Origin of the sequence: Nocardia sp. NPDC058666, from assembly GCF_042714895.1 — a bacterium.
Taxonomy (GTDB): Bacteria; Actinomycetota; Actinomycetes; order Mycobacteriales; family Mycobacteriaceae; genus Nocardia.
Genome location: NZ_JBHXRY010000005.1, coordinates 345766 through 371737, shown reverse-complemented (window position 1 = coordinate 371737; position 25972 = coordinate 345766). Strand labels below are relative to the sequence as shown.

General features: G+C 66.7%; 28 protein-coding genes and 1 pseudogene. 18 read left to right on the top strand and 11 right to left on the bottom strand.

What is annotated here, in order from left to right:
* Positions 1 to 13 precede the first annotated feature (13 nt).
* The 4 genes and pseudogenes from ACFWVD_RS15580 to ACFWVD_RS15565 all read left to right on the top strand — a co-directional run bounded on the left by ACFWVD_RS15580 (position 14) and on the right by ACFWVD_RS15565 (position 3190).
* Positions 14 to 1009, top strand: coding sequence for a ParA family protein (locus tag ACFWVD_RS15580; RefSeq protein WP_379243155.1), 996 nt, complete (start codon positions 14 to 16; stop codon positions 1007 to 1009).
* A gap of 10 nt (positions 1010 to 1019) precedes the next feature.
* Entirely contained in the window at positions 1020 to 1784 is a 765-nt protein-coding gene (locus ACFWVD_RS15575; RefSeq protein ID WP_379243153.1) for a Rho termination factor N-terminal domain-containing protein, read from the top strand.
* Positions 1785 to 1789: 5 nt separating this feature from the next.
* Positions 1790 to 2119: pseudogene (locus tag ACFWVD_RS15570) on the top strand (hypothetical protein); the annotation flags it as partial.
* A 51-nt stretch (positions 2120 to 2170) separates the two neighbouring features.
* The gene (locus ACFWVD_RS15565) at positions 2171 to 3190 is read left to right on the top strand and encodes a hypothetical protein (protein ID WP_379243335.1); all 1020 of its coding nucleotides are present in this window, start codon (positions 2171 to 2173) and stop codon (positions 3188 to 3190) included.
* On the opposite strand, the gene ACFWVD_RS15560 is transcribed toward ACFWVD_RS15565, so the two are convergent.
* Entirely contained in the window at positions 3191 to 3454 is a 264-nt protein-coding gene (locus ACFWVD_RS15560; protein WP_379243151.1) for a helix-turn-helix domain-containing protein, read from the bottom strand.
* A gap of 143 nt (positions 3455 to 3597) precedes the next feature.
* On the opposite strand from ACFWVD_RS15560, the gene ACFWVD_RS15555 reads away from it, so the two are divergent.
* The 4 genes from ACFWVD_RS15555 (at position 3598) to galE (ending at position 7104) form a co-directional block, all read left to right on the top strand.
* A complete protein-coding gene (locus tag ACFWVD_RS15555) occupies positions 3598 to 4413 on the top strand; it encodes a mycofactocin-coupled SDR family oxidoreductase (RefSeq protein ID WP_379243150.1) in 816 nt (271 codons plus the stop codon).
* A 60-nt stretch (positions 4414 to 4473) separates the two neighbouring features.
* Positions 4474 to 5241: a type I methionyl aminopeptidase gene (map, locus tag ACFWVD_RS15550; protein ID WP_379243148.1), complete on the top strand. Its 768-nt coding sequence runs from the start codon at positions 4474 to 4476 to the stop codon at positions 5239 to 5241.
* Between the two features lie 151 nt (positions 5242 to 5392).
* Entirely contained in the window at positions 5393 to 5917 is a 525-nt protein-coding gene (locus ACFWVD_RS15545) for a hypothetical protein (RefSeq protein WP_379243146.1), read from the top strand.
* Between the two features lie 194 nt (positions 5918 to 6111).
* Complete coding sequence (gene galE, locus ACFWVD_RS15540) at positions 6112 to 7104, top strand: UDP-glucose 4-epimerase GalE (protein WP_379243144.1); 993 nt, start codon at positions 6112 to 6114, stop codon at positions 7102 to 7104.
* 66 nt (positions 7105 to 7170) lie between these two features.
* Here galE and ACFWVD_RS15535 read toward each other — a convergent pair whose 3' ends face one another.
* A complete protein-coding gene (locus ACFWVD_RS15535; RefSeq protein WP_379243142.1) occupies positions 7171 to 7845 on the bottom strand; it encodes a 2-phosphosulfolactate phosphatase in 675 nt (224 codons plus the stop codon).
* Positions 7846 to 8141: 296 nt separating this feature from the next.
* On the opposite strand from ACFWVD_RS15535, the gene ACFWVD_RS15530 reads away from it, so the two are divergent.
* Positions 8142 to 8726: a hypothetical protein gene (locus ACFWVD_RS15530; protein ID WP_379243140.1), complete on the top strand. Its 585-nt coding sequence runs from the start codon at positions 8142 to 8144 to the stop codon at positions 8724 to 8726.
* A gap of 136 nt (positions 8727 to 8862) precedes the next feature.
* Here ACFWVD_RS15530 and ACFWVD_RS15525 read toward each other — a convergent pair whose 3' ends face one another.
* The 4 genes from ACFWVD_RS15525 to ACFWVD_RS15510 all read right to left on the bottom strand — a co-directional run bounded on the left by ACFWVD_RS15525 (position 8863) and on the right by ACFWVD_RS15510 (position 12347).
* A complete protein-coding gene (locus ACFWVD_RS15525) occupies positions 8863 to 9357 on the bottom strand; it encodes a GNAT family N-acetyltransferase (RefSeq protein WP_379243138.1) in 495 nt (164 codons plus the stop codon).
* A gap of 76 nt (positions 9358 to 9433) precedes the next feature.
* Positions 9434 to 10435 (bottom strand): NAD-dependent epimerase/dehydratase family protein, encoded by a 1002-nt coding sequence (locus tag ACFWVD_RS15520; protein ID WP_379243136.1) that lies wholly within the window; start codon positions 10433 to 10435, stop codon positions 9434 to 9436.
* 174 nt (positions 10436 to 10609) lie between these two features.
* Positions 10610 to 11605 (bottom strand): hypothetical protein, encoded by a 996-nt coding sequence (locus ACFWVD_RS15515; protein ID WP_379243134.1) that lies wholly within the window; start codon positions 11603 to 11605, stop codon positions 10610 to 10612.
* A gap of 28 nt (positions 11606 to 11633) precedes the next feature.
* Positions 11634 to 12347, bottom strand: coding sequence for a glyoxalase (locus ACFWVD_RS15510; RefSeq protein ID WP_379243132.1), 714 nt, complete (start codon positions 12345 to 12347; stop codon positions 11634 to 11636).
* Between the two features lie 122 nt (positions 12348 to 12469).
* On the opposite strand from ACFWVD_RS15510, the gene ACFWVD_RS15505 reads away from it, so the two are divergent.
* Both ACFWVD_RS15505 and ACFWVD_RS15500 read left to right on the top strand, forming a co-directional pair.
* Positions 12470 to 12850, top strand: coding sequence for a PPOX class F420-dependent oxidoreductase (locus ACFWVD_RS15505; RefSeq protein ID WP_379243130.1), 381 nt, complete (start codon positions 12470 to 12472; stop codon positions 12848 to 12850).
* A 77-nt stretch (positions 12851 to 12927) separates the two neighbouring features.
* Positions 12928 to 14217, top strand: coding sequence for an acetyl-CoA C-acyltransferase (locus ACFWVD_RS15500; RefSeq protein ID WP_379243128.1), 1290 nt, complete (start codon positions 12928 to 12930; stop codon positions 14215 to 14217).
* Between the two features lie 43 nt (positions 14218 to 14260).
* Here ACFWVD_RS15500 and ACFWVD_RS15495 read toward each other — a convergent pair whose 3' ends face one another.
* A complete protein-coding gene (locus ACFWVD_RS15495) occupies positions 14261 to 14968 on the bottom strand; it encodes a TioE family transcriptional regulator (RefSeq protein WP_379243126.1) in 708 nt (235 codons plus the stop codon).
* 81 nt (positions 14969 to 15049) lie between these two features.
* Here ACFWVD_RS15495 and ACFWVD_RS15490 point away from each other — a divergent pair, with 81 nt between their 5' ends.
* A complete protein-coding gene (locus tag ACFWVD_RS15490) occupies positions 15050 to 16219 on the top strand; it encodes an erythromycin esterase family protein (protein ID WP_379243124.1) in 1170 nt (389 codons plus the stop codon).
* Here the strand turns inward: ACFWVD_RS15490 and ACFWVD_RS15485 are convergent.
* The 3 genes from ACFWVD_RS15485 to ACFWVD_RS15475 form a co-directional block, all read right to left on the bottom strand.
* A complete protein-coding gene (locus ACFWVD_RS15485) occupies positions 16183 to 16992 on the bottom strand; it encodes an HAD family hydrolase (protein ID WP_379243331.1) in 810 nt (269 codons plus the stop codon). The genes ACFWVD_RS15490 and ACFWVD_RS15485 overlap by 37 nt on opposite strands.
* Before the next feature lie 86 nt (positions 16993 to 17078).
* Complete coding sequence (locus ACFWVD_RS15480; protein ID WP_379243329.1) at positions 17079 to 18458, bottom strand: metallopeptidase TldD-related protein; 1380 nt, start codon at positions 18456 to 18458, stop codon at positions 17079 to 17081.
* Positions 18459 to 18466: 8 nt separating this feature from the next.
* On the bottom strand, positions 18467 to 19996 hold the full coding sequence (locus tag ACFWVD_RS15475; protein ID WP_379243122.1) for a TldD/PmbA family protein: 1530 nt from the start codon (positions 19994 to 19996) through the stop codon (positions 18467 to 18469).
* Between the two features lie 176 nt (positions 19997 to 20172).
* Here ACFWVD_RS15475 and ACFWVD_RS15470 point away from each other — a divergent pair, with 176 nt between their 5' ends.
* On the top strand, positions 20173 to 20817 hold the full coding sequence (locus ACFWVD_RS15470) for a TetR/AcrR family transcriptional regulator (protein ID WP_379243121.1): 645 nt from the start codon (positions 20173 to 20175) through the stop codon (positions 20815 to 20817).
* Here the strand turns inward: ACFWVD_RS15470 and ACFWVD_RS15465 are convergent.
* Positions 20814 to 21581, bottom strand: coding sequence for a TSUP family transporter (locus tag ACFWVD_RS15465; protein ID WP_379243119.1), 768 nt, complete (start codon positions 21579 to 21581; stop codon positions 20814 to 20816). The genes ACFWVD_RS15470 and ACFWVD_RS15465 overlap by 4 nt on opposite strands.
* Positions 21582 to 21637: 56 nt before the next feature.
* Between ACFWVD_RS15465 and ACFWVD_RS15460 the strand changes: the two genes are divergently transcribed.
* The 5 genes from ACFWVD_RS15460 (at position 21638) to ACFWVD_RS15440 (ending at position 25957) form a co-directional block, all read left to right on the top strand.
* Positions 21638 to 22813 (top strand): sensor histidine kinase, encoded by a 1176-nt coding sequence (locus ACFWVD_RS15460; RefSeq protein WP_379243117.1) that lies wholly within the window; start codon positions 21638 to 21640, stop codon positions 22811 to 22813.
* 58 nt (positions 22814 to 22871) lie between these two features.
* Positions 22872 to 23531 (top strand): response regulator, encoded by a 660-nt coding sequence (locus ACFWVD_RS15455; RefSeq protein ID WP_379243115.1) that lies wholly within the window; start codon positions 22872 to 22874, stop codon positions 23529 to 23531.
* Positions 23532 to 23603: 72 nt separating this feature from the next.
* Positions 23604 to 24095 (top strand): FxsA family protein, encoded by a 492-nt coding sequence (locus ACFWVD_RS15450; RefSeq protein ID WP_379243113.1) that lies wholly within the window; start codon positions 23604 to 23606, stop codon positions 24093 to 24095.
* Positions 24096 to 24139: 44 nt separating this feature from the next.
* Positions 24140 to 24343 carry a hypothetical protein gene (locus ACFWVD_RS15445; protein WP_379243111.1) on the top strand — a complete coding sequence of 68 codons (204 nt, stop codon included), beginning with the start codon at positions 24140 to 24142 and terminating at the stop codon, positions 24341 to 24343.
* A 30-nt stretch (positions 24344 to 24373) separates the two neighbouring features.
* Positions 24374 to 25957 (top strand): amidohydrolase, encoded by a 1584-nt coding sequence (locus tag ACFWVD_RS15440; protein ID WP_379243109.1) that lies wholly within the window; start codon positions 24374 to 24376, stop codon positions 25955 to 25957.
* Positions 25958 to 25972: the final 15 nt, after the last annotated feature.

Sequence of the window (25972 nt, the reverse complement as noted above, 5' to 3'; positions counted from 1 at the left end):
GTGACATTCATTGGTGGGCACCGACCGTCGTCGGCGCACGAATCACGGGGAGCAGCTCATGCGGGTCGTGTCGGTCATGAACTACAAGGGCGGGGTGGGAAAGACGACCCTCACCGCGAATCTCGGCGCCGCCGCCGCGGCCAGGGGGCTACGCGTGCTAGTGATTGATCTGGATCCCCAGACCAATCTGACCTTCTCGTTCTACTCGGTAGAGGACTGGCATACCGCGCTCAAAGACGGGGGCACGATCAGGCAGTGGTACCAGGGGGACATGCCGGGACGTGGCATCGAACTGGTCGATCTCGTGGTCACCCCCGAGCGAGTGAACGCAGCCATCGATTCCCCGAGCGGGCGACTTGACCTGATCTCCTCGCACTTGGGGCTCATCGACATCGATCTCGAACTGGCCGCGCTACTCGGCGGAGCAACGACGCTGGAAGGGTCGAAACGGCGCTATCTCGACCTGCACGGCTGTTTGCGACAAGCGTTGTCAGACAGTCATTTCCAGGACAACTATGATCTGGTGCTGATCGACTGCGCGCCGAACTTCGGTCTGGTCACCAAGACCGCGATCGTGGCCAGCGAACTCATCCTCGTCCCCGCCAAGGCCGACTACCTCTCGACCCTCGGACTGGACTATCTCGTAGGCAACTGCGCGAACCTGGTCGAGGAGTTCAATGACTACGTGAACCACGGAGCCGCGACCACCAGTCACGCGACGATCCACCCCAGCTTCCTCGGCGTTGTCTTCACCATGGTCCAGATCTACTCGCAGCAGGTGACATTGGCCCAGCAGACCTACATCGATGAAGTCCGCGAAGGATCTCGTGTCCCGGTGTTGAAGAGCGTGATTCGTAACAGCCCCAAGCACTTCGGCGGTGCCGGCGAGGATGGAGTACCGGCGATGCTGCGCGGTGCCAGGACTGATGAGGTCGTCAAGGAATTTGATCAACTGGTCAACGAGATTCTGGGTGCACTGATCGAACCCAGCGGTGCACACGGTGGCTGATCTGAAAAGCTTGGTCCTGCTGCAGGCCAAGTACTACGAATTCCTGGAGCGTCAGGACGAGGCGACGTTGCGGGCGATTATCGACGGCACCGCGGAGCTGACTGTGGTGCCCGTCGGTTCCGCGACGGGCAGTCACCGAACCGCTGTGACGGGTCCGCGGATTTCTCCGTCCGCGCCCGTGTCTGAGATTGACCAGGTGGTGCAGGAGTTTCGGCGATTGACGCCGGGGGTGCAACGCGGCGTCCTGCTGAATCGGGCCAAGCTGTCGGTGAAGGCGTTACAGCAGGTGGCCAAACTGCTTGGTATGAAAGGCTACTCGAAACTGAAGAAGGACGAACTCGTCGACCTTCTTGTCAGGTTTTCGGTCGACGACGGTACGGGTGGCGTCGGCCCCACGGTGAACACCGACTTCGCCACCGACTCGTCGGCCGCCCCGGCGACGACGGTCAAAGCCGACGAGCCGAAGGTGCCGGTCCAGTCTCACGCATCTCGAGGGCTCCTGCACGTGCCAGAACCGGCGCCAACCGCATCAGCCGCCGCCACGACCGCCGCGGACGCAGCCGCGATCGCAGCACACCTGCGTGTCACCGAAACCGAGGACGCCGGCGCAGCATATTTACGCGAACAAAACCTTGACCGAGCACGCCTACTTGCGGTGGCCGCCGAGCTGCAACTCACCCGTGTCGACCGACTCAGCCGCGCCGAACTGGAAAAGCGAGTGCTCAAACAAGCGATCAGCGCCCGCCGCAAGTTCGCGGGCCTACGCAGGTGGTGAGCGCTATGCGTGGCGAGGTGTCCGCGGACCGAGCCGACAAGACAACTGGTCGCTCGTCGTATTTGATCGGTGGCCGCCGGGTGACTGTGCACGACTTGGTGTCGGCCGGTCTGCTCGCACCGCAGTCACGACTCAGGTTCAGCCGCAACAGGATTGGAGCCACCTACTACGCGACGGTTACCGACAACGGCCGCATACGCGTCGAACCGGAGGGCGAGGAATTCCGGTCGCCGTCGAGGGCTGCCATGGTGGCCGCCGGAACCGGGGCGCTCGACGGGTGGCGGGCGTGGTACGTGATCGACCAGGATCGGATGTTGGATGCGGTCCGTCAGGAACTCCTCGATCGAGTGATCTCCGAGGCTGCGAACCAACACACCGAAGACGCTGTGCGCCGTCGCGTCTATGACCGGCTGCGACAAGCCCGCGCCTTCGCCGATGCCCGTGATCCACAGCAGATCTCGGTCCGGGACCTGTTGTCGCTGTGGGGGGCCGCTGATCGTGGCGACCAGGTGAGCCGCATCGAGGCGGACTTGGCCAACCACGGGCTGGTGACTTCGCCGAGTTTTCGTGCGGTCACCTTGGACACGGTGGTGTATCTGGCCACGCCGCCGAGCGAGGCGGAAGCCGCGCCACAGGAGTCAGTGCTCCACGACGACGGCACGGGTGCGGAGGACGACGAGGGCGATCGTGATCTCGAGGTCGGCTTGACGGTGGGCAACCTCTCGCCCTTGAACGGAGTAGGCGCGGTAGGACCCAACAGCTCGCTCGATGAAGCGATCACCACCATGTTGCTCAACGACTACTCGCAGCTGGCGGTGCTCAGCGGCACTCGCAACCTGCGCGGCGCGGTCACATGGGCATCAATCGCTCTGGCGATGCACCAGAGTCCGAGCGCGACCCTCGCCGACGCCATCGATCCCCACGTCGAGGTCGTCGACTACGAACGCGACCTGTTCGCTGTGCTGCCCACCCTGCAGCACAGCGGGTTCGTCTTTATCCGTGACCAGAGCAAGGCTATCGCCGGCATCGTGACCACCGCTGACGTGGCACAGCGCTTCGGGCAGATGGCCACGCCGTTCTTTCTGCTCGGGGAGCTGGACCAGACCCTGCGGTGGATTCTGAGCAGGGCCATGTCCATCGAGGAACTGCGCGGCTTCTGTGGCCGCAAGGTTGGCAGCGTCGACCAGCTGACCGTGGGCGACTACCGGCGCGTGCTCGAACAGCCGCAGGCATGGGTAAAGCTGGGTTGGCCATCGGATCGCGCGGTATTCATCGCGCGGCTCGAAGAGATCCGGCTCATTCGAAACAAGGTCATGCATTTCCATCCGGACCCTATCCCGACCGACGCGGTGGACAAGCTGCGCAACTTCAACGGTTTTCTGCACCGGTATCGCGATCCCGAGTGATCAGGCGGATTCCGGGATCTGCTCGGCGCGGTAGGACTCGGCCAGTTCGGCCAGCGGGATCGACAGGGCTTCGGCCAGGCCGACGACGGTGCCGAAGGCGGGGGAGGGCATCCGTCCCGATTCGATTTTGCGCAGGGTTTCGGGGGAAATACCTGCTTGCAGGGCCACCTCGGTGAGGCCGCGGTCGCCGCGGGCCGTGCGCAGGCGGCGGCCGAGGCGGCGGCCTGCTTCGACCTGTGCGGGGCTGAGCGGGAGGCGGACCATGCTTGCGATGGTAGGTCGTCGCGGAGGGGTTCGCCAACGTCTGTGCTGGTCCGATGCCGGGAAGGTTCGGGGATATCGGGTTTCGCTTCGCGGGGGCGGTTGCGGTGGTAGGTGTCAGGGGAGGTTATCGAGGTTCGAGAGGTATGGATATGTCGCGACGGTTCGAGGGCAAGGTCGTTTTCATCACGGGGGCGGCCCGTGGGCAGGGTAGGGCCGAGGCGGTGCGATTCGCCGAGGAAGGTGCGAACGTGATCGCGATCGACGCGTGCGCGGAGTTCGCCAGCACCTCGTACGCGGGCGCGACGGAGGACGATCTGGCCGAGACCGTGAAGCTGGTCGAGGCGGCCGGTGGCAAGATCGCCGCGAGCAAGGTCGATGTGCGCGATTTCGAGGCGCTGTCGGCCGCGTTGACGGCGGGGATCGAGCAGTTCGGACGCCTGGATGTGGTGGTGGCCAACGCGGGGATCTGTTCGGCGGCGATGTCGTGGGAGATCACCGCGCAGCAGTGGCAGGAGACCATCGACGTGAACCTGACCGGTGTGTTCCACACCGCGAAAGCCGCTGTGCCGCACCTGATCGAGCAGGGTGAAGGTGGTGCGATGGTGTTCACCAGTTCGGTCGCGGGCATCAAAGGCATTCCGTTCACCGCTCACTACGTGGCGACCAAACACGCGGTCACGGGCTTGGCCAAAACCATGGCCAATGAACTTGGCGGGCACCGGATTCGGGTCAACACTGTGCATCCGGCGGGCGTGGAGACCGGGATGCAGGTGGCCGAGATGATGCCGCTGTTCGAGGAATACGGCACCACCCTGGCGCCGATCTTCATGAACGCGCTGCCCAGCTACATCTGCCAGCCGGAGGAGATCGCGGCGACCGTGGCGTGGCTGTGCTCGGACGAGGCGGGCCAGATCACCGGTGCGCAGATCCCCATCGACATGGGCAACCTCAACCGCTGAGATTGGTATTTTTATACCACCGCGCCTACGCTCGGTATGAAAATACCGAGTGGAGGCGTGATGGTGGAATTGAAGTCACCTGCGGAGATCGAACGGATGCGGGTCACCGGCCGGTTCGTCGCCGATGTGCTGGCCGGTGTGCGTGAGCTGGCGGCCGTCGGGGTGAATCTGCTGGAGCTGGAAGCGTATGTGCGGGAACGGATTCGCGAACGCGGGGCGGTGTCCTGCTACTGGGACTACTCGCCCTCGTTCGGTCGCGGACCGTTCCGCAACACGGTCTGCCTGGCGGTGAACGATGCTGTGCTGCACGGACTTCCGCACGACTATGTCCTGCGCGATGGCGATCTGCTGACCGCCGACCTGGCCGTGTCGATCGACGGCTGGGTCGCAGACTCGGCGATCTCGTTCAATGTCGGCACCCCGGCGCCCGCGGATCAACGCCTGGTGCGCGCCACCGAGGAAGCCCTGTCCGCCGGAATTGCTGCCGCACAACCCGGCAACCACATCGGCGACATCTCCGCCGCCATCGCGAAAGTCGCACGCGCATACGGATATCCGGTCAACACCGAATTCGGCGGACACGGTCTCGGACGCACCATGCACGAGGACCCGCACATCGCCAACGACGGCCGCCCCGGCCGCGGATTCCGGCTACGCCCCGGTCTCACCGTCGCCATCGAACCGTGGTTCGCCGCAACCACTGCCCAGGTCTACACCGACGACGACGGCTGGACCATCCGCTCCGCCGACGGTTCCCGCTGCGCGCACAGCGAGCACACCATCGCCGTCACCGCCGACGGCCCGCAGATTCTCACCCTGCGAAACTGACCGGTCGCCTTGCTCGACCTGCGAATACTGTGTTCCCGCAAGCTGATTCGAATTCCGCCGATCCACTGTTATGTCGCATAGCCATGCCGCATCATTGATTCATCGGGCTGATCTCGGGGTAGGTCGGATCAGCAAGTCGGAGGGAAAATCCATGAACTTCAAGCAGTTGTTGGCTGCCTGCGTGCTCACCATCGCGGCGACCGGCATCACCGCCGTCACCGCCAACGGTGCCCCACTGAGTGGGCCGTCGGTGGCGGGCATCGACGGTGCCGTGGCATACAACGCCGCGGTAGCGCACGACGGTTCGGAGGCGACCGTCGAACTCACCGCGGGCACATTCGAACTCACGCCGGACGCCGGTGTCGCCGTCCTGGCACCCAACGGCCAGCGCATCGGCTACATCCCCACCACCGTGGCGACCGTAGCCGGTCCCGCCATCAGCGTGATCCCGCAGCTCGACGCCGCGGCCACCACCCTCACCCTCACCCCCGTCGGCGCACCGATCGCGAACCCCGCGGCCCTGCAGAACATCGACCAGACCGGCAACATCGTCGCAGGCATCGCCATCGGCTGCGTGGTCGGCGCCCTGATCGGCCTGATCTTCCTGTTCGTCAGCGCCATCCCCGGCTGCATCATCGGGGCGGTGATCGGCGGCATCATCGGCTCCAACCAGTAGTTCCGAACCCGTTGTGGTGGGCGTGAATTCGCGCCCACCACAACGGTTCGACTGAACCGGAAACGTTGCGGGGGAGGCAGCGTTCCGGTTCTTGTGCTGTTCACGAAGCGGCACACCGGCCTCGACGATGTCGCTATGGTCGAACTCTGAGTTCGGCATCGCACCAGCCCGATAGACCGACTAGGAGACCGACTGTGAAACTGCTCGTCACCGGCGGCGCCGGCTACATCGGCGGCGTCACCGCGCACCAGCTCGTCACCGCGGGCCACGAAGTCCACGTGCTCGACAACCTCGCCACCGGCTTTCGCGAGAACGTGCCCGCCGAGGCGACCTTTCACCAGATGTCGGTGCATGATGTCGCCGAAATCCTCACCGCGGAAGCGGGATTCGACGGCGTGCTGCACTTCGCCGCGTCGATCGAGGTCGCGGAATCCGTGCAGAATCCGGACAAGTACTGGCACAACAACATCGAGGGAACCCTGGCGCTGCTGCGTGCGATCCGTGCAGTGCGTATGCCGCGACTGATCTTCTCCAGCACCGGCAGCATGTACACCGGCGACGGCACCACCGCCTTCGACGAAACAGCCGAGGTGCGGCCCAAGAACCCGTACGCGGCGACCAAAGCCGCCATCGACCAGATGATCGCCGGCGAGTGCGGGGCATCGACCACGCTGGGCGCGGCATCGCTGCGCTACTTCAACGCCTCGGGCGCGGTGCTGACCAGCGACGGCGTCCACCTCGGCGAACGCCACGACCCCGAGTCACACCTGATCCCGATCCTGCTCCAGGCCGCCACCGGCGAGCGCCCCCGTTTCACCCTCTTCGGCACCGACTACCCCACCCCCGACGGCACCTGCATCCGCGACTACGTCCACGTCGCCGACCTCGCCGCCGCCCACCTGCTCGCGCTCGACGCGGTGCGACCGGGCCGGCACGAGATCTTCAACCTGGGCAACGGTCGAGGATTCTCCAACCGAGAAGTGATCGACACCGTGCGCGAGGTGACCGGCTCGGACTTCCCCGTAGACATCGAAGCCCGACGCCCCGGCGACCCCGCAGCGTGCGTCGCGTCGTCGGCCAAAGCGCACGAACAGCTCGGATGGGTCCCGCAGAAGACTGAACTGTCCGAAATCATCGGCGACGCTTGGCGATTCCACCGCTCGATGCTCGCACCCGCTGTGCCGTAAGGGTTTCACTCGCGGCCACGAGCGTCGCCTGAACCCCGTGGTCTCGACGGTGCCCTGTCGTGGGACTTACTTGTGCCCAGACCTATTCGGGCCTCGGTTGATGAACGCTCCGTCGGTGAGCACTGGGACGGTGGCGTCCGCGTCCAGTTCGATGGCGATTGCGACATCGTCGGCGAAACCTATCGCGGCGAGTTCGCGGCCGCTCGCGCAGTCGGTGATCAGGGTGCCGACATCCGCTGAACCGTCGAATAGCGTTGCGACCGTGCGTGCTTCGGGTGATGGTGTCGTGAGTCCTCGATCGATCAGGGCGGCAGCGAGTGCTCCCGCGCCGAGCAAGTCTTCGAGAGCTGGTCGCACGGTGTCGGTGCCGGGCCACTGCTCGCCGGCCGGGATGATCGCGATCGGCTGATCGGGAGTACCCCAGTTCTGCGCGACGAGCCAGTCGGCGACGGCGCTGACATTGCGTAGACAAGCAGCGACAACTGGCGTGCCTTCGACAGCGGCGGCGATCGCAGAACCGTTGGGGGAGGGTAGAACCAGGCGTTCAGTGAAGGGTGCGCGGCGCAGCGTCGCCGGGGACAACGACCACGGACCGCTCTCCCGTCGTCCGACCGCCACCTCGGCACCGCGCTCCTCGGCAAACGCTCGCGCCGTTTCATCCCGCCACCGATACGGAAACACCGCAGTTCCCGCCGCAGTCGTCACCGACACCGCAGTCGTAAACGACAGCACATCGATCACCACTACGCACGCTGCCCCGCTCGCCAGCGCCGCCGCCCCGGCCCGCCCCCACTCGAGCCGAACCCTGAATCCTCGCTGTTGTGCCCATTGTGGCGTGGATCGCACCGCTGACCTCCTGATAGACGAATCTGCCAGTCCACCACGCGAATGCGCACGCAGCCACCCATAGCCTCATCGCGCACGCAATGCTCGGGTCACTCTGGGAACGCTCGAGAATGCCGAAGTCAGGACCCGAATCATCGCGGACTCCGGTCTTGGCAAGTTGAATGTCGGTGTGGCTGGCTAGGATTCGCGTCGTGTCACATATCTTGCACGTGTACCTTGTCGATCTGGCAGAGCTCGAGGCAGTCATCGGATCCAAGGACGAGGAGTTCCTGAACAGGCTGATCGCCGAGGTGTCCGACGATCATGATCCGGAGCACGGCTGCTGCGAACCGTGCGATCTTCCTGACTGTGAAGGTCCCGACTGCGAGGAGTGTGACCCCTGCGAGGACGCGCAGCATCCGCAGGCGCTGCGAACCATCTTCGCCGGCGGGCCCTTCGACGAGGACCGCCCCGATGCCTACATCTCGGCTTTGGAACTGGTCTGCGAAGACCTCGGCCGATACATCGGCGACGTGAGTTTCTGGTTCGGCTATAACGGTCTTCCCGACGTGATTCTGAGCCTGGCCTCCAACATGGACGGCCATGACCCGTTCCCCTATACCGACTCGAACGGCTGGGGCCACATCGGGAAGGAAAGCTGCGCGGAACAACTGGCAGAGTGGGAGACCATCGCCGCAGGACCCGACGACCGCGGCGGCTACGCCGACAGCATCGTCGAGTGGTTGCGAGAATCCAAGACCGCCGACAAGGATCTCATCGGCTTCTGGGCAGGATAGGGTCGCCGCAGTACGCGCGGTGTTGCGCTACACGGGTCACTGTGCGGCGAAGTGCTTGTCCGCCAACATTTCTCTGATGCCCGACGGTTTGGCGTGCACTCACGCTGAAGCTATTCGGCGATCCGGTCTCCGAAACTCATTGGTTCGGTCGAGGAAGCGTGATCCAGAAGCGTTGCGCGGGGCCGAGATCGGTGTCGCTAACCCCTTCGAAGACGCCGCCCAGTCTCTGGATCGTTTTCGCAGAGGCGACGTTGTCGATGGCACAGACGAGCAGGACGCGGTCCATATCGAGCTGGCGGGCTTGGTCGAGTGTGCGCTCGAGTGCCCAGGTGGCCAGCCCGCGTCGGCGTGCGGTCGGGCGGATGCCGAAGCCGATGTGGCCTGCCCAGCGGACGTGGTGGCGCAGCGCGATCCCGCCGAGGATCTGCTGGTCGTCGACAATCCACCGATAGGTCGTGTGCGTAGACTCGTCGACCAGTCGTGCCACCCAGGCCGCGAATCCGGCTGGCGAATCGACCTCGTCGGCTGGTGTCAGCCCGAACCCGTCTTCGTGGGGGCCGGGACCCCACTCGTGATGCGCGTTGAGCCAGGCGCGATGCAGGTGCGTGGTTGGTGCGATGAGGTCGAGCACAAGGCGACCGTAGCGCGCTGACCGCATTCAGGAAGACCGATCCAGAGGCCGGGACAGTCGGAGTGGATGGAATTGATCAGAGGTGTCGTTCGAGAATTTCGTGCTCTTCGGCGGAGGTCAGGCCGGCCTTGCGGGGGCGGTTGAGGCCGCGGGACTGTTCGTCGGTCAAGGTGGCGTGGACGGTGTCGGATAAGGGGCGGGGTTTCAATCCGGCGGCGAGGGCGGGGGTGGGGTCGTGGGTGACCAGGCCGTGTTCCTCGGTGGGTAGCCACAGTGGGAGGGACTTCGGGCCTGACCAGGGGGTGAATCCCGATTCGGTGAGAGTCGCCGGGGGGATCGGGATCAGTTCGAGGTCGGTGGGGCCGACGAGTTGTGCGGTTTCTTGCAGGATCGATCCGAGGTCGGTGATGGGGCCGATGGCGTCGTAGGTTCCGGTCAGGCGCGCTTCGGCGGAGGTGATGATCCAGGCGGCGAGGTCTCGGACGTCGATGTGTTGGATGGGTTGGTGCGTGGCGTCGGGGATGATCGCGCGGCCACCTCGGGCGAAGCGGGCTGTCCAGTAGCCGAAGCGATCCGACGGGTCGGAGGGGCCGGTGATCAGGCCGGGGCGGACCACGAAGGAACGCTGCTCGCCCATGCGTTCGCGAACTGATATCTCGCTGGCGACTTTGATGCTGCCGTAGCGTTCCGAGGTCAGTTCGGTGCGATCGTGCGCAGGCTCCCAGATCGGTTCGCGCAGTGAGGCTTCCGTGCTCTGGCCCACCGTGGCGGAATCGGCGTAGACGCTGATGCTGGACACGAATGTCCAATGCTGGGTTCGGTCGGCCAGCACGTCCAGCGCGTCGACGACCCACCGTGATGCCGCGCGCGCCACGTCGATCACCGCGTCGAAGTGATCGTCTGCCAGAACGTCGAGGGCACCGGGGGTTTCGCGGTCGATGCTGAGCAGACGCACGCCCTCGGGTACCTGCCCGGATCGGCCGCGCGCAACGCAGGTCACCTCGTGACCTCGCGTTGCCGCCTCACGAGCGATCTGTGCGGACAGGAAGAGGGTGCCGCCGAGAACGAGGACTCGCATGGGTTTCACTGTTCCACCATTCGTTCAGCGGGTTGGGTGAGTTCGCCACTGGCGAAAGCGATCTCGATAGCGGATGTTCGACGACGCACATCAGAAGCCGTGAAATTCGGCTTCCTCGATCATCAGGTCGGGCCATTTCTGCTCGATTGCCAGGCGTTGGTGTTCGGCGAGCATTCAGCGGACGAAGGACGGGGTGAGGTCCAGTGAAGGTGGGGGGCGGAGGCGGCGGAAGGTGCCGTCGATGCTGGTGATGTGGAGGGACCAGGTGCCGGTGGTGGGGTCGGGGGACAGGCGGGCTGAGGTGGGGCCGATGGGAGGTCGGGCGGGGAGGGGGCCTTGGGGGGTGGTCCAGCCGGTGGCGAGGGTGCACCAGGTGCCGGTGGTGGTGTCGACCTGGTAGACGCTGCCGGAGTAGTCGCCGGTGACGAAGGCGAGGCCCGTGGCGGTGATGTCGAGGTCGTCGAGGATAGGGAGGAGTCCGTCCCGCACGGTGGCGATGGGCGTGGGCTGGTCGGGGGCGTCGAGGGGGATTCGGAGGAGTTGGGAGGTGAGGATGTCGCCGGTGATGACGGACTGGTGGTCGGGGGACAGCGCCAGGCCGTTGGGGCGCTGGACTGGTGACCAAGCGAGGGTGAATTCGCCGGTGGTGGGGCGGTAGCGGCTGATGCCGACGGGCGGCCACGGGATGGAGAGTTGGGAGATGAGCAGGTCGCCGTCGGGGAGTAGAAGTAATCCGTTGGGCTGCACCAGGTTCGGGAGCAGGACGGTGACTTCGCCGGTCGGGAGGTGGAGCCGGCTCAGCGTGCCGCCCCCGTTGGGTGTGGTGCCGTCGCCGGTCAGGAAGTAGAGGTCCTCGCCGATCAGGCGCAGTCCGGCGGGGTGTTCGAGGCCGGTGAGGACGGGGGTGACCTGGCCGCTGTCGGTGATGTGCAGGATCTCGCCGCGGATCAGTCCGCTGACGTAGAAGCCACCGTGGCCGTCGGATTCGAGGTTCTCCAAGCCGCCCAGATCAGCGGCCAACACGTCTGCCTGCCAGCCGTCGGCGCACGATGGCGGTCCGGCCTGGGCGGTACCCGTCGGGCTGAGTCCGAGGGTTGCGGCAACCGTGATTGCTGTTGCCAGACAACGGGTTAGCCGTCGGTTGGTGCGCTCGTGGGATCGGACTCGCATGACCGGAGCGTACTGGCTGACCGCCGGTTCAGTCGGTTGCGGTGAGCCAGACCGAGAGCAGATCGGAGGAGTCGGTGATGATCGCCGTGCGTTCCTCGGAAGTCAGTTCGACACTGTCGAATTCGGATTTCCAGTGGGCGAGCCGGTCGGTGTCCTCGGTGGCGATGGCGAGTTCGGCGAGAGCGGCGTAGGCGCGGGCCCGGTCGAGTGTGGTCGCGGTGGCGCCGAAGCGGTGCAGGCCTGCTTCCACGGCACGGGTTGCCGCGCGGTTGTCGTTCTTGAAATCGCGCAGGATGCGGGCGTTGTCGAGGACCCGAGCCAAGCCGTCGAGTTCGCGAGAGCCGCCGTATTCCAGTTCCATCGGCTCGTCGCGCTGGATCACCAGGACGGTGTTGCCGACCGGGTCGACAAGGGAGAAGCGGGACTGGCCGGGACGGAATCGGGTGATTCGCGGACAACCCTTGCTCGGGATCTTGCCGTAGTGGGCGCGAAGGGCAGCGGTGTATTCGGCATGGCGGGTGGCGACATCGTCGACCATCAGCAGGGACGCGGCACGTTCCACCGGCAGCTCGATGCCCGGCGGCGCGGGGGTGAAATGCAGCGCGCAGCCGTTTTGCTCGATCGCCGCGTAGACGTATGGGCGAGTTTGCTCGTGGGTGACGGTGTAGCCGAGCGCCCGATAGAACTCGAGGGTGCTGGGCAGGTCGCCGCTCCACAGCAGGGGCAACGCGGTATCGGTCATCGTTGGGCCTTTCGCCGAGAAGTCGATTCGCGTCCGAGGTTACGAACAGTTCCGCGCGAGCGCCCGTACTTTCTTGTCGCGCACGAGGAACGCACCGGGCCCGCGCCGATTAGGCTGCGGGCATGACCAACCGTCTCGGCGAAGTGGCGACCGCGAACTTCGTCCTACTCACCACCTTCCGCAAGGATGGCACTCCCGTGGGCACCCCCGTGTGGGCCGTGTCCCGCGACGACAAGCTGCTGGTCTGGACGGTCACCGACAGCTGGAAGGTCAAGCGCATCCGGCGCAACCCCGACGTGACCCTGCAACCGTGCAATGCGCGCGGGGACGCACACGGCGCCGTGGTGAAGGGCACCGCGCGCTTGCTCGACGCCGCCGAAACCGAGAAGGTCCGGTCCGCGCTGCGCCGGAAATACTGGCTGACCGGCCCGCTGGTGATCCTGGGCAGCACTCTGCGCCGCGGCAAGGCGGCCACGATCGGCATCGAGATCACGCCCGTCTGAGTTTGCCTCGAACCGATATGTAGAACCGCCGGTATCGGATACTGTGAGGTTTCGGCAGCACTTCCGAAGGGACTCACATGGCCGTGAAACGCAACCGAGCCGTCATCGTCGGGGGTGCGCGCACACCGTTCGTGCGCGCCTTCACCGACTTCACCCGCCTGGACAACATCGCCCTGGCCGGCGCCGCGGTGCGCGGGTTGATCGAGCGGACCGGCATCGCGCCCGGCGAGATCCAATCGATCGTGTGGGGCGGGGTGGTACTGCCCAGCCATGCGCCGAACATCGCGCGCGAGATCGCCCTCGATCTGAACCTTGATTTCGGTTGTGAGGGGTACACGGTCACTCGCGCATGCGCCTCGGGTCTGCAGGCGGTGACTTCGGCGGCCGCGGCGATCGAGCGCGGCGAGTACGACATCATGATCGCCGGTGGCAGCGATTCCACCAGCAATGCCGAGATCAAGCTGCCGCAGAAGGTCGTGCACGCGGTCGCTCCGGTCGCGCTGGGTAAGCCCAAGGCGATGGACTACCTGGACGTGGTTCGTCAGCTCGCGCCGTTCACCGACATTCTGCCGCGTCAGCCGAAGATTTCCGAGCGGACCACCGGTGAGGTGATGGGGGAGTCCGCGGAGAAGATGGCGCGGATCAACGGCATCTCCCGCGCCGATCAGGACGCTTTCGCTGCCCGTTCGCATCAGCGTGCGGCGGCCGCGATCGCCTCGGGGCGTTTCGATGACGAGGTCGTGCCGATCACCACGCCTTCGGGCAAGTTGATCGAGACCGACGGGCTCGTGCGCGCCAACACCAGCATCGAGAAGCTTGCCGCACTGCAGCCGGTTTTCGCGAAGAACGGCACGGTCACCGCGGGTAACGCCAGCCCGCTCACCGACGGTGCGTCGGCCGTTCTGCTCATGAGCGAGGAGAAGGCTCGGGCCCTCGGGTTCACTCCGCAGGCAGCCTTCCGCTCCTGGAGTTTCGTCAGCGTCGACCCCGCCGACCAGGTTCTGATCGGCCCGGCGATCTCGATGCCGCGCGCCCTCGACAAGGCGGGCATGACCCTGGCCGATATCGACCTGGTCGACATCCACGAAGCCTTTGCCGCACAGACACTTTCGGTGCTGAAGATGCTGGAAAGCGCCGAGTGGGCCAAGACTCGCCTCGACCGTGACGAAGCCGTCGGGTCGGTCGACATCGACAAGCTCAACGTCCACGGCGGCTCGATCTCGCTGGGCCACCCCTTCGGCGCGACCGGTGCTCGCATGGTCACCACAATGGCCAATGAACTGGCCCGCACCGGGAAAGAGACTGCACTGCTGGGGATTTGCGCCGCCGGCGGGATCGGTGCCTCGGCGGTGCTCGAGCGCGTCTGAGATCGAGCGGGCGCCCCGGGGTGGGGACGGTGCGCCCGGCGGATCAGCTGCGCAGGTCGGCGGAATACCGGCTCAGTGCGGCGGCGGCGTCGAGCATGGTGATGCCCTGGGCGGTGAGGTTGCGTTGCCAGTGGTCGAGGGCGGTTGCCAGGGCTTCGGTGCTGCCTGCGGTGCGGATCTGCCCGATGACGGCGGCGATGCGGTCGAGGCGGTAGTGGCCGCGGCGCAGTATGTGGGCCAGTTCGGCGTCGCGGAGATCGGTGGGGCCGTAGAGGCGGTAGCCGGTGGACGGGTCGCGTTGTGGGGTGAGGATTCCGGCGTTTTCCCAGGCGCGCAGGGTGGCCGGGGTGACCCTTAGGTGGTGGGCGAGTTCGCCGATGGTTCTGGTGTTCGCTGAAAGTGTTGTGGCAGAGGGTGGTTCGGCGATGAGGTGGTCGACGGCTCGGCGGACCGAGGTCAGTGTCTCGCGGTCTTGGAGGAGTTGGCTGTGCGCGCGGTCGATGGTGGTGAGGGCTTTGTCGAGGTCGTTTTCGTGCAGTGCGCGCATGATGTGGCCCGCGGTGGCGTGGCCGTAGGCGGGGATCAGGGTGAGGTAGGTGCGCAGTGCGGTGGCGTGCAGGTCGGTGTAGATCCGGTAGCCGGTGGGGGTGCGCCGCGCCGGTGGCAGGCAGCCGGCTTCTTCGTAGTTGCGCACCGCCTGGGTCGAGATCGCGTGTTCGCGGGCCAGGTCGGACGGTCGTAGGGTTCTCACTGGTTTGAGACTTTACGACATATCCGGTGGCGAGTTCCAGGTGAAGTCTCAACCGTTCTTTCAACGATACGATTGATACACATGAGTCAGAAAATTTGCGACTTCGTCCCTTCGTCTTGTGAACTGCTCGCACTCGGGGAACCGACACACAAGGAACCCGGCTTCGCCTCGATCCGCAACGAACTGTTCGTCGATTTGGTGGATCGGGGATTCCGGTCGGTCGCGCTCGAAACGGATCGGGTCGCCGCGCTGGCCGTGGACGAGTTCGTCAGAGGCGGTGAGGGGGTCCTCGACGAGGTGATGCGGACGGGCTTCTCCCACGATTTCGGCGAGCTCACCGGCAACCGGGAGTTGGTTGCGTGGCTGCGCGCCTACAACAAAGGCCGACCGGCCGAGGATCAGGTCGGCTTCCACGGATTCGACGCCGCGATGGAAACCATGAGCGCGCCCAGCCCGCGCACCTACCTCGAATTCGCCCGCGACTACCTGGAACTCGACTTCGACATCGCCGGACCTGCGGGCAGTGACGAGCGATGGAGTCGCAGCGAAGCCGTCTTGGACGCGAAGATGTCGCCCGGTGCCACCGAGGAGGCCGAGCAGTTGCGGGCCATGGGCGACGACATGCTCGCCCTGCTCTACACCCGCGCGCCGGAGCGGATCGCGGCCACTTCGCTGCACGAATGGCGAAGGGCTGCAATCCATCTCACCGCCGGTCTCGGACTGCTCCGCTATCACCGCCAGGCAGCCGCACCCACCGAAGACGGTGTGCGATGGAACAGTCTGGCCGCCTCCCGCGACACGCTCATGGCCCAGAACCTGCTCGACATCCGGTCCCTCGAAGCGCGCCGCGGGCCCACCCTGGTCCACTCGCACAATCTGCACCTGCGGCGAAACACCAGCACCATGGACATGGGGCCGATGGAGCTGGTGTGGTCGGGTGCGGGGGCGATCGTCGGGGCGTTGATGGAGGAGCAGTATCGGGTCGTTCTCGGCAGCTTGGGGCGCAGTGACGGCCTCGAACTGGCCGAACCCGCGCCGGGAACCTACGAAAACACCCTCCAGAACCGTATCGACACTTGGGGTTTGGTCCCGGCGGCCGAGCTCGAACCGGGACTGATCCGGATCGACGTCACCCAGGAACAGGGCTATTTTCCTTTGGACGCGGACACCATCGCGGGCGCGGACACGATCCTGCACCTGAACGCGGGCACCTGTCAGGCCGCGGAGTCGCGCACCAGTTCCTCCAGGTAGGCGGCGACGCCGTCCTCGTCATTGCTGGGCAGCACCCGGTCTGCGAGGGCGAGCACCTCGGGTGCCGCGTTGGCCGGAACCAGCGCGGTGCCCGCCCACGTCAGCATCGCGACGTCGTTGATCGCGTCACCCGCGGCCGCCACCTGCGATCGGTCGATGCCGGGGATCGCGCACAACCGTTCCAGCGCACTGGCTTTCGACACACTCTCGGCCGCCATCTCCATATAGGCGGCACCCGAATGGGTCAGCTCTACGCCGGTCACCCCGACGGCCGCCGCCGTCCGATACAACTGCGCGCCGGGCAACTCGGGATGCCGGGCCACGATCTTCACCATCGACTCCAGACCCGTCGGCAACACCTCCGACACCTCCATCTCGTGCGGGTGCCGGTGGTGATCGGTGAACGTGCACAGCGCCGCGTAAGCGGGCTCGGCGACGAACCGTGTCGCCCCGACGTTCGCGAACACCACGCCCGGAATCAGCGTGCGGATCTGCGCCATCGCCGCCATCGCCGCACCGGAATCGATCGAGACCGTGTCGATGATCTCGGGGGTGCCGTCGGCCAGGTCGAGCAGCACGGCCCCGTTGGCGCACACCGCTTTACCGCGGAACCCGCACGACTGCGCCAACTCGTGCACCGAATGCCGGGCCCGTGCCGTCGCCCACACGACCTCGATGCCGGCTGCCTGCGCGTTCGCCATCGCCTCGGCGGTGCGGGCGGAGACGGTGCGGTCGGAGCGCAGCAGGGTGCCGTCGAGGTCGGTGGCGAACATCTGAATAGCAGTCACCAAGCCATGCTGCCATGCACCCCGCCGACAACCAGGCCGGGGCAATCGGGTCGCACGATCCCCTGGACCCGCTAGGTCGCCTGGCTCACCGACGACATGTGAAAGTCGGGGATGCGTAACGGTGGCATGGCGGTGCGAGTGAAATAGTCCTTCCATTCGCGGGGCAGGGTGATCTCGGTGGCGCCTGCTTCCGAGACTCGCCGCAGCAGGTCGAGAGGACTCTCGTTGAAGCGGAAGTTGTTGACCGCGCCCGTGACCTGACCGTCCTCGACTAGGTAGACGCCGTCGCGAGTCAAGCCCGTCAGCAGCAGCGTGGCCGGGTCGACTTCGCGGATGTACCACAGGCAGGTCAGCAGCAGGCCGCGTTCGGTGCGGGCGATCATGTCGTCCAGTGAGGCGTCACTGCCGCCGGTGAGCAGCAGGTTCTCGGCGGGAAGTGTTGTCGGAGCGGAGAATTCGGCGGCGGTCGCGCGCGGGTAGACCAGCGATTCGATGACACCGTTGCCGATCCAGTCCACACGTTGCGCGGACAGGCCGTTGTCGAACACCGACAGTGACTCCGACGACGACGGTGTCGCCACGAAGGGCCGGTATTCGAGGCCGCTCGCGCTCGGGTCGGAGTACAGGGTCAGCGGAATGTCGCCCAGCCGCTCGCCGATTCGGGTGCCGCCGGCGCGGGAGAACGCGGTGTGGCCTTCGTGCGCGCCGCGACCCTCCATGCTCCACGCCAGGTAGATCATCAGATCGGCGACAGCCGAAGGGGGCAACAGGGTTTCGTAGCGGCCCGCGGGCAGGTCGATGCGGCGCTTGGACCAATCCAGGCGCCGGGACAGTTCAGTGAGCAAGCCGGGGGTGTCGACGTCGGTGAAGTCGGCGGTGCCCACGCCCACCCACGCGCTCGCCAGATCCTTGCCCTCGCCGCGCTTACCGTTGATCTCCACCGAACCGGTCGGCTGCGAAAACCGTCTCCGAACACCGGTCGAGGTGCCCAGCCACGTGGTGTGCACCTGGTGGTGGGCGAAACCGTACAGGCGGTCGGTGCCGTCGAAACCGGTCGACAGGTCGCGCGCCAACCCGGCGAACACGTCGATCTCGGTGGCACCGGGCGCGTGATCCCAGGTCGCGGTGTCGTCATCGGTGGGTTCGAGCAACGGCATCGCGTCGGTAGCGGGTGCGGCGGTGCGCGCGGCTTCCTCGCTGGCCCGCACCACGGCCTCGATGTCGGCGGGATCGACGCTGGTGGAACTGATCGACCCCACGCGCGCGGAGTGCGGCCCGTCCCGGAACACCGAGATCACCGCCCAATCCCGCGAAATCGACGAACCGTTGGTGGTCATCGAATTGCCGGCCCACCGCAGTGACGCCTCGTGCGCGTCGGTGACGATCACGATCGCCTCATCGGCTTTCGACGCCGCCAACGCACGCTGCACCACCGCGCCCGCCGGGAACAGACCTTCGCTCACTGGCCACCCTCCGTCCGGGTATTGAGAATATTGACCCCGCGCACCAGCACCGACGGGCAACCGTGACTCACCGCCGCCACCTGACCCGGTTGGGCTTTACCGCAGTTGAACGCGCCACCCAACTGCCAGGTGCTGGGCCCGCCGACGGCTTCCATCGACCCCCAGAAATCGGTGGTCGTGGCCTGGTACGCCACATCACGCAACTGCCCGGCCAATTCACCGTTGCGGATGCGGAAGAACCGTTGGCCGGTGAACTGGAAGTTGTAGCGCTGCATATCGATCGACCACGATTTGTCGCCGACGATGTAGATACCGTCCTCGACCCGAGAAATGAGCTCCGCGGTACTGGTGTCATTCGACGGATCGGGCTGCAACGACACATTCGCCATCCGCTGGATCGGAACATGGTGCGGCGAATCGGCATACGAGCAGCCGTTGGAACGGTCCAGCCCCAACCGCGGGGCGAATACGCGGTCCAGCTGGTAGCCGACCAGCACGCCGTCGCGCACCAGATCCCACTGCTGGCCCGCCACACCCTCGTCGTCGTACCCGACCGTGCTCAGGCCGTTGACCTGAGTGCGATCACCGGTGACATGCATGATCGGCGTGCCGTACTGCAAGGTACCCAGCTGATGGGGAGTCGCGAACGAGGTTCCCGCATAAGCGGATTCGTACCCGATCGCACGGTCGTACTCGGTGGCGTGACCGATGGATTCGTGGATGGTCAACCACAGGTTCGTCGGATCGATCACCAGATCGGTGGGCCCCGCGATCACACTGGGCGCCTTCACTTTTTCGGCCAGCCAACCGGGAATCTGCGCGAGTTCGCCTGTCCAGTCCCACGTTCCGTCCGCGCCGGTCACATACTCCCATCCCCGGCCCGCGGGCGCGGCGAGCGTGCGCATCGTCTCGAACACCCCCGACGCGGAATCGACGGTGACGGCTTCCAACTGGGGATGCAGGCGCACCCGCTGCTGGGTGATCGATGAACCGGCGGTGTCGGCGTAGAAGGACTGCTCCTTCACCTGCAACACCGACGCGGTCACATGGTCGACACCGTCGGCGGAGGACAGTCGTTCCGAATAGTCCTGCAGCAACGCCACTTTGTCGGCCGTGGACACCGTGAACGGGTCCAGGTCGTAGGCCGATACCCAGGAAACATCGGAATAGATCGGCTCGTCGGCCAGCTCCACCCGCTCCCGATTCAACGAACGCAGCGCACGCGCCACCGTCACCGCACGACGCGCCACCTCCGCCGCGGTCTCGGGCGTGAGCGCGGCATGGGAGGCGAAACCCCAGGTGCCGTCGACGATCACCCGCACCGCCAGACCCAGCTCGGTCGCGTCGGTCACCGCCTCGACCCGGCCATCACGTAACCGAATCGACTGCGTCACCAACCGTTGCACGCGCAGATCCGCGTGCTCGGCACCGGCGGCACGCGCGGCCGACAGCGCCGCCTCGGCCAGCGCACCCAGCCCCAGGCTCAGGAACTCGGGGTCCACATCTCGGGAAGTCGTGGTACTCACCGGACCCACGCTAGCCGGTGCCACTGACACATGTGCGCCACCTCGGTCCACGCACCCACTGCCTGCGCGCATTTCGGGTCGTCACGCGCGAAAACCCGGCTCCGGCAGCCATTACCGTGACGCGCGGACCCCGGTCCTCCCGCGGCAGCACCCGAAAATGCCGTAGGGTGCCCGCCGTGCCGCCATCTGCCCTGCGCGATCGAAAAAGGGAACGAACCCGTCGTGCGATCCTGCTGGCCGCCGTCGAACTGTTCGAGGCCAACGGGTACGAGGAAACGACCGTGGCCGACATCGCGGCGCAGGCCGAGGTCGGCACCCGCACCTTCTTCAACTACTTCGCCAGCAAAGAAGAACTGCTGTTCCCCGAAACCGACGAACGCGTGCGCGCCGCGGTGGCCGCCATCGCCACGCGTCGACCCGGTGAAGCACCGGTGGAGGTGTTGTTGCGGGCGTTGCGGGCCGCGGGCGACGAACCCGGTGAACACCTCGTCGACGATGTGGGTTCGCGGGTAGCCGCACTGCGCGCACGGGTGTCGCGGACTGTCCCGGCGGTCAGTGGTCGTGCCGCGCACGCGCAGCTGCTCGCTCAGCGCGAAATCGCCCACCAGTTGCACCTCGCGTTCCCGAACGAACTCGACGAGATCGGTGCCGCCGCCCTGGTCGGTGCCGTGGTGGGTGCGGTGTCGGGTGCGCTGACCGTGTTGTTCCAGCAACCGCAGCACGGCGTCGAAGACGGTGAACGCCTGCACCGCAAGATCCACGAAACCACCTCGCGGGTGCTGCAACCGTGGTTGGCCGCCGCCGCGTCACCGGTGAACTAGCCGAACTGCTGCCACCCCAGGCGGATCACCATCACCACCACGACAACCAGCAACACCACCCGAACGAACCCCGCCCCCTTGGCCAGCGCCATGCGCGAACCGACAAGGGCACCAAGCACATTCGCCACCGCCATGCCCGCGCCCAGACCCCACAGGATGTGCCCGGTCAAGCCGAGGAACAGCAGCGCACCCACATTCGACCCGCAGTTGATCACCTTCGCCATCGCCGCCGCCCGCACGAATTCGGTCCCGAGCAGGGTCGCGAACGTGATGATCAAGAAGGTGCCGGTGCCCGGCCCGAGCAGTCCGTCGTAGAGGCCGATCAGACCCGCGGCCAGGCCCACCACCCAGATCACCTTGCGCCGGGTCGGCGGATGCGTGGCCATCGTCAAGCCGACCGACGGCCGCAGGGTCACGAACACCGCGACGCCGACCAGCACCACCATCACCAGCGGAATGAACAGGTCGCGGTCGATCAGCGACACCGCCGCCGCACCGCACGCCGCCGTGATCGCCGCGATCACCGCACCCGGCAGCAGCACCTTCCACTGCATCGGCACCTTGCGCGCGAAGGTCGCCACCGCGGTCGCCGTGCCCGCCAACGCGGCCAGTTTGTTGGTGCCCAACGCGGTCTGCGGGGCGATGCCGGGCATGACCAGAAACAGCGTCGGCAAGATGATCAGTCCGCCGCCGCCGACCACCGCGTCGACCCAGCCCGCGGCCGCCGCGGCTATCAGTAGGACCGTCCAGTCTCCCAGTTGCACGCGTCCAGGCAATCAAGATCACGGCCGGAAAGCCAGCCGGGGCCTACGCTGGGCCGGTGCGCCGGTTCAGCCTGTGGCTACGTGGTCGACCCATCGTCGCCGATTCGATTCTCGCGGGATTGCTGCTGTTCCTCGATGCCCTCGGGGTGGGCGACGAACGCAACAAGGTCGTCTACCTGATCTTCTCGGTGATTCTGCCGTTGCCGCTGATCCTGCGACGGGTGTATCCGCGCGCGGTCGCGGCGGCGATGTTGGTGTTGTCGTTTCTCAACACCCTGATCGGCTATCTCACCGACGATCAGGCCGCCGACCACATCGCGCTGATCGGGCTGGGGGTGATGCTCTACACGCTGGTCGCCTACGTCGGGCGGCGTCAGGGGCTGATCTACCTGGCTTTCCTCGTGCTCGACCTGGCCACATCGGTGGTGCTGCTCAATGAGCCCAAGGGCGGAGATCTGGCGATGGCTGCGCTGATCTACGCGCTGTGCTGGACGCTGGCCGAGTTCAACGGGGCCCGGCACGCCTACGACTCGGAGGTCGCGGCGCGTCTGGCGGTCGCGGACTACGACAGGGAACGGCGCGCGCACGACGCGGTCGCCGCCGAACGCACCCGCATCGCTCGCGAACTCCACGATGTCGTCGCGCACGCGGTGAGCGTGATCATCGTGCAAGCAGACGGCGCCAAATATGCCCTGCGCCAAGACCCCGACACCGCCGAACGTGCCCTGGCCGCCATCGCGGGCACCGGACGCGACGCCCTGCGTGAATTGCGCCGCACCGTGGCACTGCTGCGCACCGAGCACGCACCCGAAATGTTGCCCCAACACGGCAGCGCCGGCATCGCCAAACTGGCCCAGATGATGCGCGAAGCCGGCCTGGCCGTGGACCTCGAGCTCACCGGGGAACTCGACGACATCGCCCCGGAAGTCAGTCTCGGCGTGCATCGCATCGTGCAGGAATCGCTGACCAACACCCTGCGGCACGCGGGCGCCGAACCGAAGGCGGTGGTTCGGGTGCACCGGCGTGAGCAGGACATTCTCGTCGAAGTGACCGACAGCGGTGGCGTGCCCGCGCAGGTGACAGCCGGTTCGGAGATCCCCGGCACCGGGATGGGCCTGGTGGGGATGCGCGAACGGGTCGCGGTACTGGGTGGCACGTGGCGTGCGGGCAGGCTCGACGACGGTCGCTGGCAAGTGCGGGCCGACCTGCCGCTGCACACCGATTCGGACTGAGCCGTCTTTCGCCAAAAGACGGCGAAACGTCGACGTCCGGGCCCACTAAGGTGGGGCAATGCCGATCAGCGTGCTCGTGGTGGATGATCAGGAACTCATGCGGATGGGCCTGAAGATGGTGCTGGGCGCGCACCCCGACATCGACGTGATCGGCGAAGCGGGCAACGGCGACGAAGCCGTGCGGCGCGCCAGCGAACTGCGACCCGACGTGGTGCTCATGGACGTGCGGATGCCGGTCGTGGACGGGGTGACCGCGACCGCGCGGATCGTGGCCGCGGGGCAGGGCGTGCGCGTGCTGGTGATGACGACCTTCGACCTGGACGAACACGCTCTGGGCGCGTTGCGTGCCGGTGCCAGCGGGTTCCTGCTCAAGGACACCCCGCCCGAGGACTTGATCTCGGCGATTCGCAGCGTCGCGGCCGGTGACGCGGTGGTCTCACCCAAGGTCACCAAGCGGCTGCTGGACCGGCTGGTCGCCGAGGACCCCACCAGCCTGCGCGACCCGAAAATCCTCGACGTGCTCACCGCGCGCGAACGCGAAGTGCTCGAGCAGATCGCGGTGGGTCGGTCCAATGCCGAGATCGCCGCCGCGCTGTTCCTGTCCGAGGCCACGGTGAAAACCCACGTCGGCCGGGTGCTGACCAAACTCGGACTGCGCGACCGGGTACAGGCGGTGGTGCTGGCCTACGAAACCGGGTTGGTGCGGCCCGGTGGTTGAGGTCATGGCCGGGACCGGGAGAAAAACCGGGCGCTCGTGCGTTGACCTGATAGATCGTCCGAAAGGATCGTAATGACCGCCCTGCTGTTCGTGTTGTACCTCGTCGTCGAGATCGCCGCCCTGATCGGTCTCGCCCAGCTGATCGGCATCGGCTGGGCACTGGTCGTGCTCGTGGCGGTGTCGGGCGTGGGGTTGGTGCTGCTCGGACGTCAGGGCGCGCGTGTGTTCGACCGATTCCGGCGCGCCTCCCGCGGCGAGGTGACGCCCGAGAGCGCGGTCGCCGACGGGGTGATCGTGGCCACCGGATCGGTGCTGCTGTTCGTGCCCGGCCTGGTTACCGGCGTGATCGGGCTGCTCGCGTTGTTCCCGCCGACCCGAGCGGTGCTGCGGCCTGTCCTCGAGAAGCTGGGTACAAAACGCTTCGGTCCGCTGCCGTCGTTCGCGCCCTCGCCGTATCGGGGGATGGTCGTGGACGCCGACGGTGACGTGGTCGACGGAACCGTGGTCGGGCAGTGGTACGACGACGGTCACACCGGCGGACCCCGCGCACTCGGCCCCGCCTGAGCCGACATGCCCGCGCACCGCGCGAAAGGGTTTAGAGTACCGGCATGGCCACCGAGCAGATCACCGTCACGGTGAGCGAGGAACTGGCCGACGCGGTGCGGAGAGCGAGCGCAGCGGCCGGACAGTCGATGTCGGAATTCACCATCGCCGCATGGCGGCTGGAGCTGATCGCCGTGGAGGCGGGCGGGCACTGTATCGCCGAATTCGGCGACGCCGAGATGCGCGCGGCACTGTCCCTGCCGACCTGACATTTCGCCGATACGGCAGACTGGGGCACCGTGAGTACCCAGTTGCTGATCGGTGGCCGTTTCTACAGTTCCAGCTCCCCGGACGCCACCGCGATGGCGGTGACCGACGGCACCGTGGTGTTCCTCGGCGCCGAAGCGCCCGGCCGGGCGATGCACCCCGACGCGGAGATCATCGACCTGAACGGTGCGTTCGTGGCACCCGCGTTCGTCGACCCGCACGTGCACGTCACCGCGCTGGGACTACAGCTGACCGGGCTCGACGTCAGCGGCGCGCGATCGCTGACCGAACTGCTGGACACGGTGCGCGCGCACGCCGCGCGACAGCCCGACGGGGTGATCATCGGCGAAGGATGGGACGACACCACCTGGCCCGAACAGCGCCCGCCCACCGTGGCCGAACTCGACGAGGCCGCCGGGGGCAGGCTCGTCTACCTCGCCCGGGTCGACGCGCACTCGGCCGTGGCCTCCTCGGCGCTGCTGGACGCGGCGGGCGACCTCGGCGATCAGCGAGGCCAACTGCTGCGCGCCGACGCCCACCACCGGGTGCGCGCAGTCGCATTATCGAAACTTACTCGCGCACAGCGTGATTCGGCGCGCACCGCAGCCCTGGACGCGGCAGCCGCGCACGGCATCGTCGCCGTGCACGAATGCGCTGGACCCGAGATCTCCAGCCGCGACGACATCCGCGAACTGCTCGCCTTCGAGCACGGCGTGCAGGTGCGCGCCTACTGGGGCCAGGCCGTGCGCACCGCCGACGAAGCGCGCGCGCTGATCGACGAACTCGGCGTACACGCCCTGGGCGGCGACCTGTTCATCGACGGCTCGCTCGGCTCGCACACCGCGCTGCTGCGCCAGCCCTACGCCGACGCGGCCGGCTGCGGCAAGAGCTTCCTCGACGAGGACACGGTCACCGCGCACATTCGCGCCTGCACCGAAGCGGGCATCCAAGCGGGATTCCACGCCATCGGCGACGCCGCCATGGACACCGTGGTGGCCGGATTCGCCCGTGTCGCAAGCGAACTCGGCGGACCGGCGATCGCGTCACGCGGCCATCGCGTCGAACACGCGGAGATGACCGACGCCGCCGCGATCGAACAACTCGCCGCGCTCGGGGTGATCCTGTCCGTGCAACCGGGCTTCGACGCGGCCTGGGGCGGACCCGACGGCATGTACGCCACACGCCTCGGCGCCGAACGCGCCTCCGGCCTCAACCCGTTCTCGGCGATGGCGGCAGCGGGCATCTCCCTGGCCATCGGCTCCGACGCACCCGTCACCGCCATGAACCCCTGGGCACAGGTCCGCGCGGCGGTGCACCACCGCACCCCCGGCCACGGCCTTTCCCCCCGCGCCGCCTTCGCCGCCGCCACCCGCGGCGCCTGGCGAGCGGGCGGCGTCCGCGACGGCCTGGCAGGCACGCTGGTCCCCGGCGCCCCCGCCTCCTACGCGGTCTGGGACGCCGGCGACCTGGTGGTAGCCGCAGCCGCCGACACCGTCCAACGCTGGTCCACCGACCCCCGCTCCCGCGTCCCCGGCCTACCACGCCTTGACCCCGACGCCACCCTCCCGACCTGCCTGCGCACCGTGCACAACGGCACCACCATCTACACCGCCTGACCCGCCGTCAGCAAC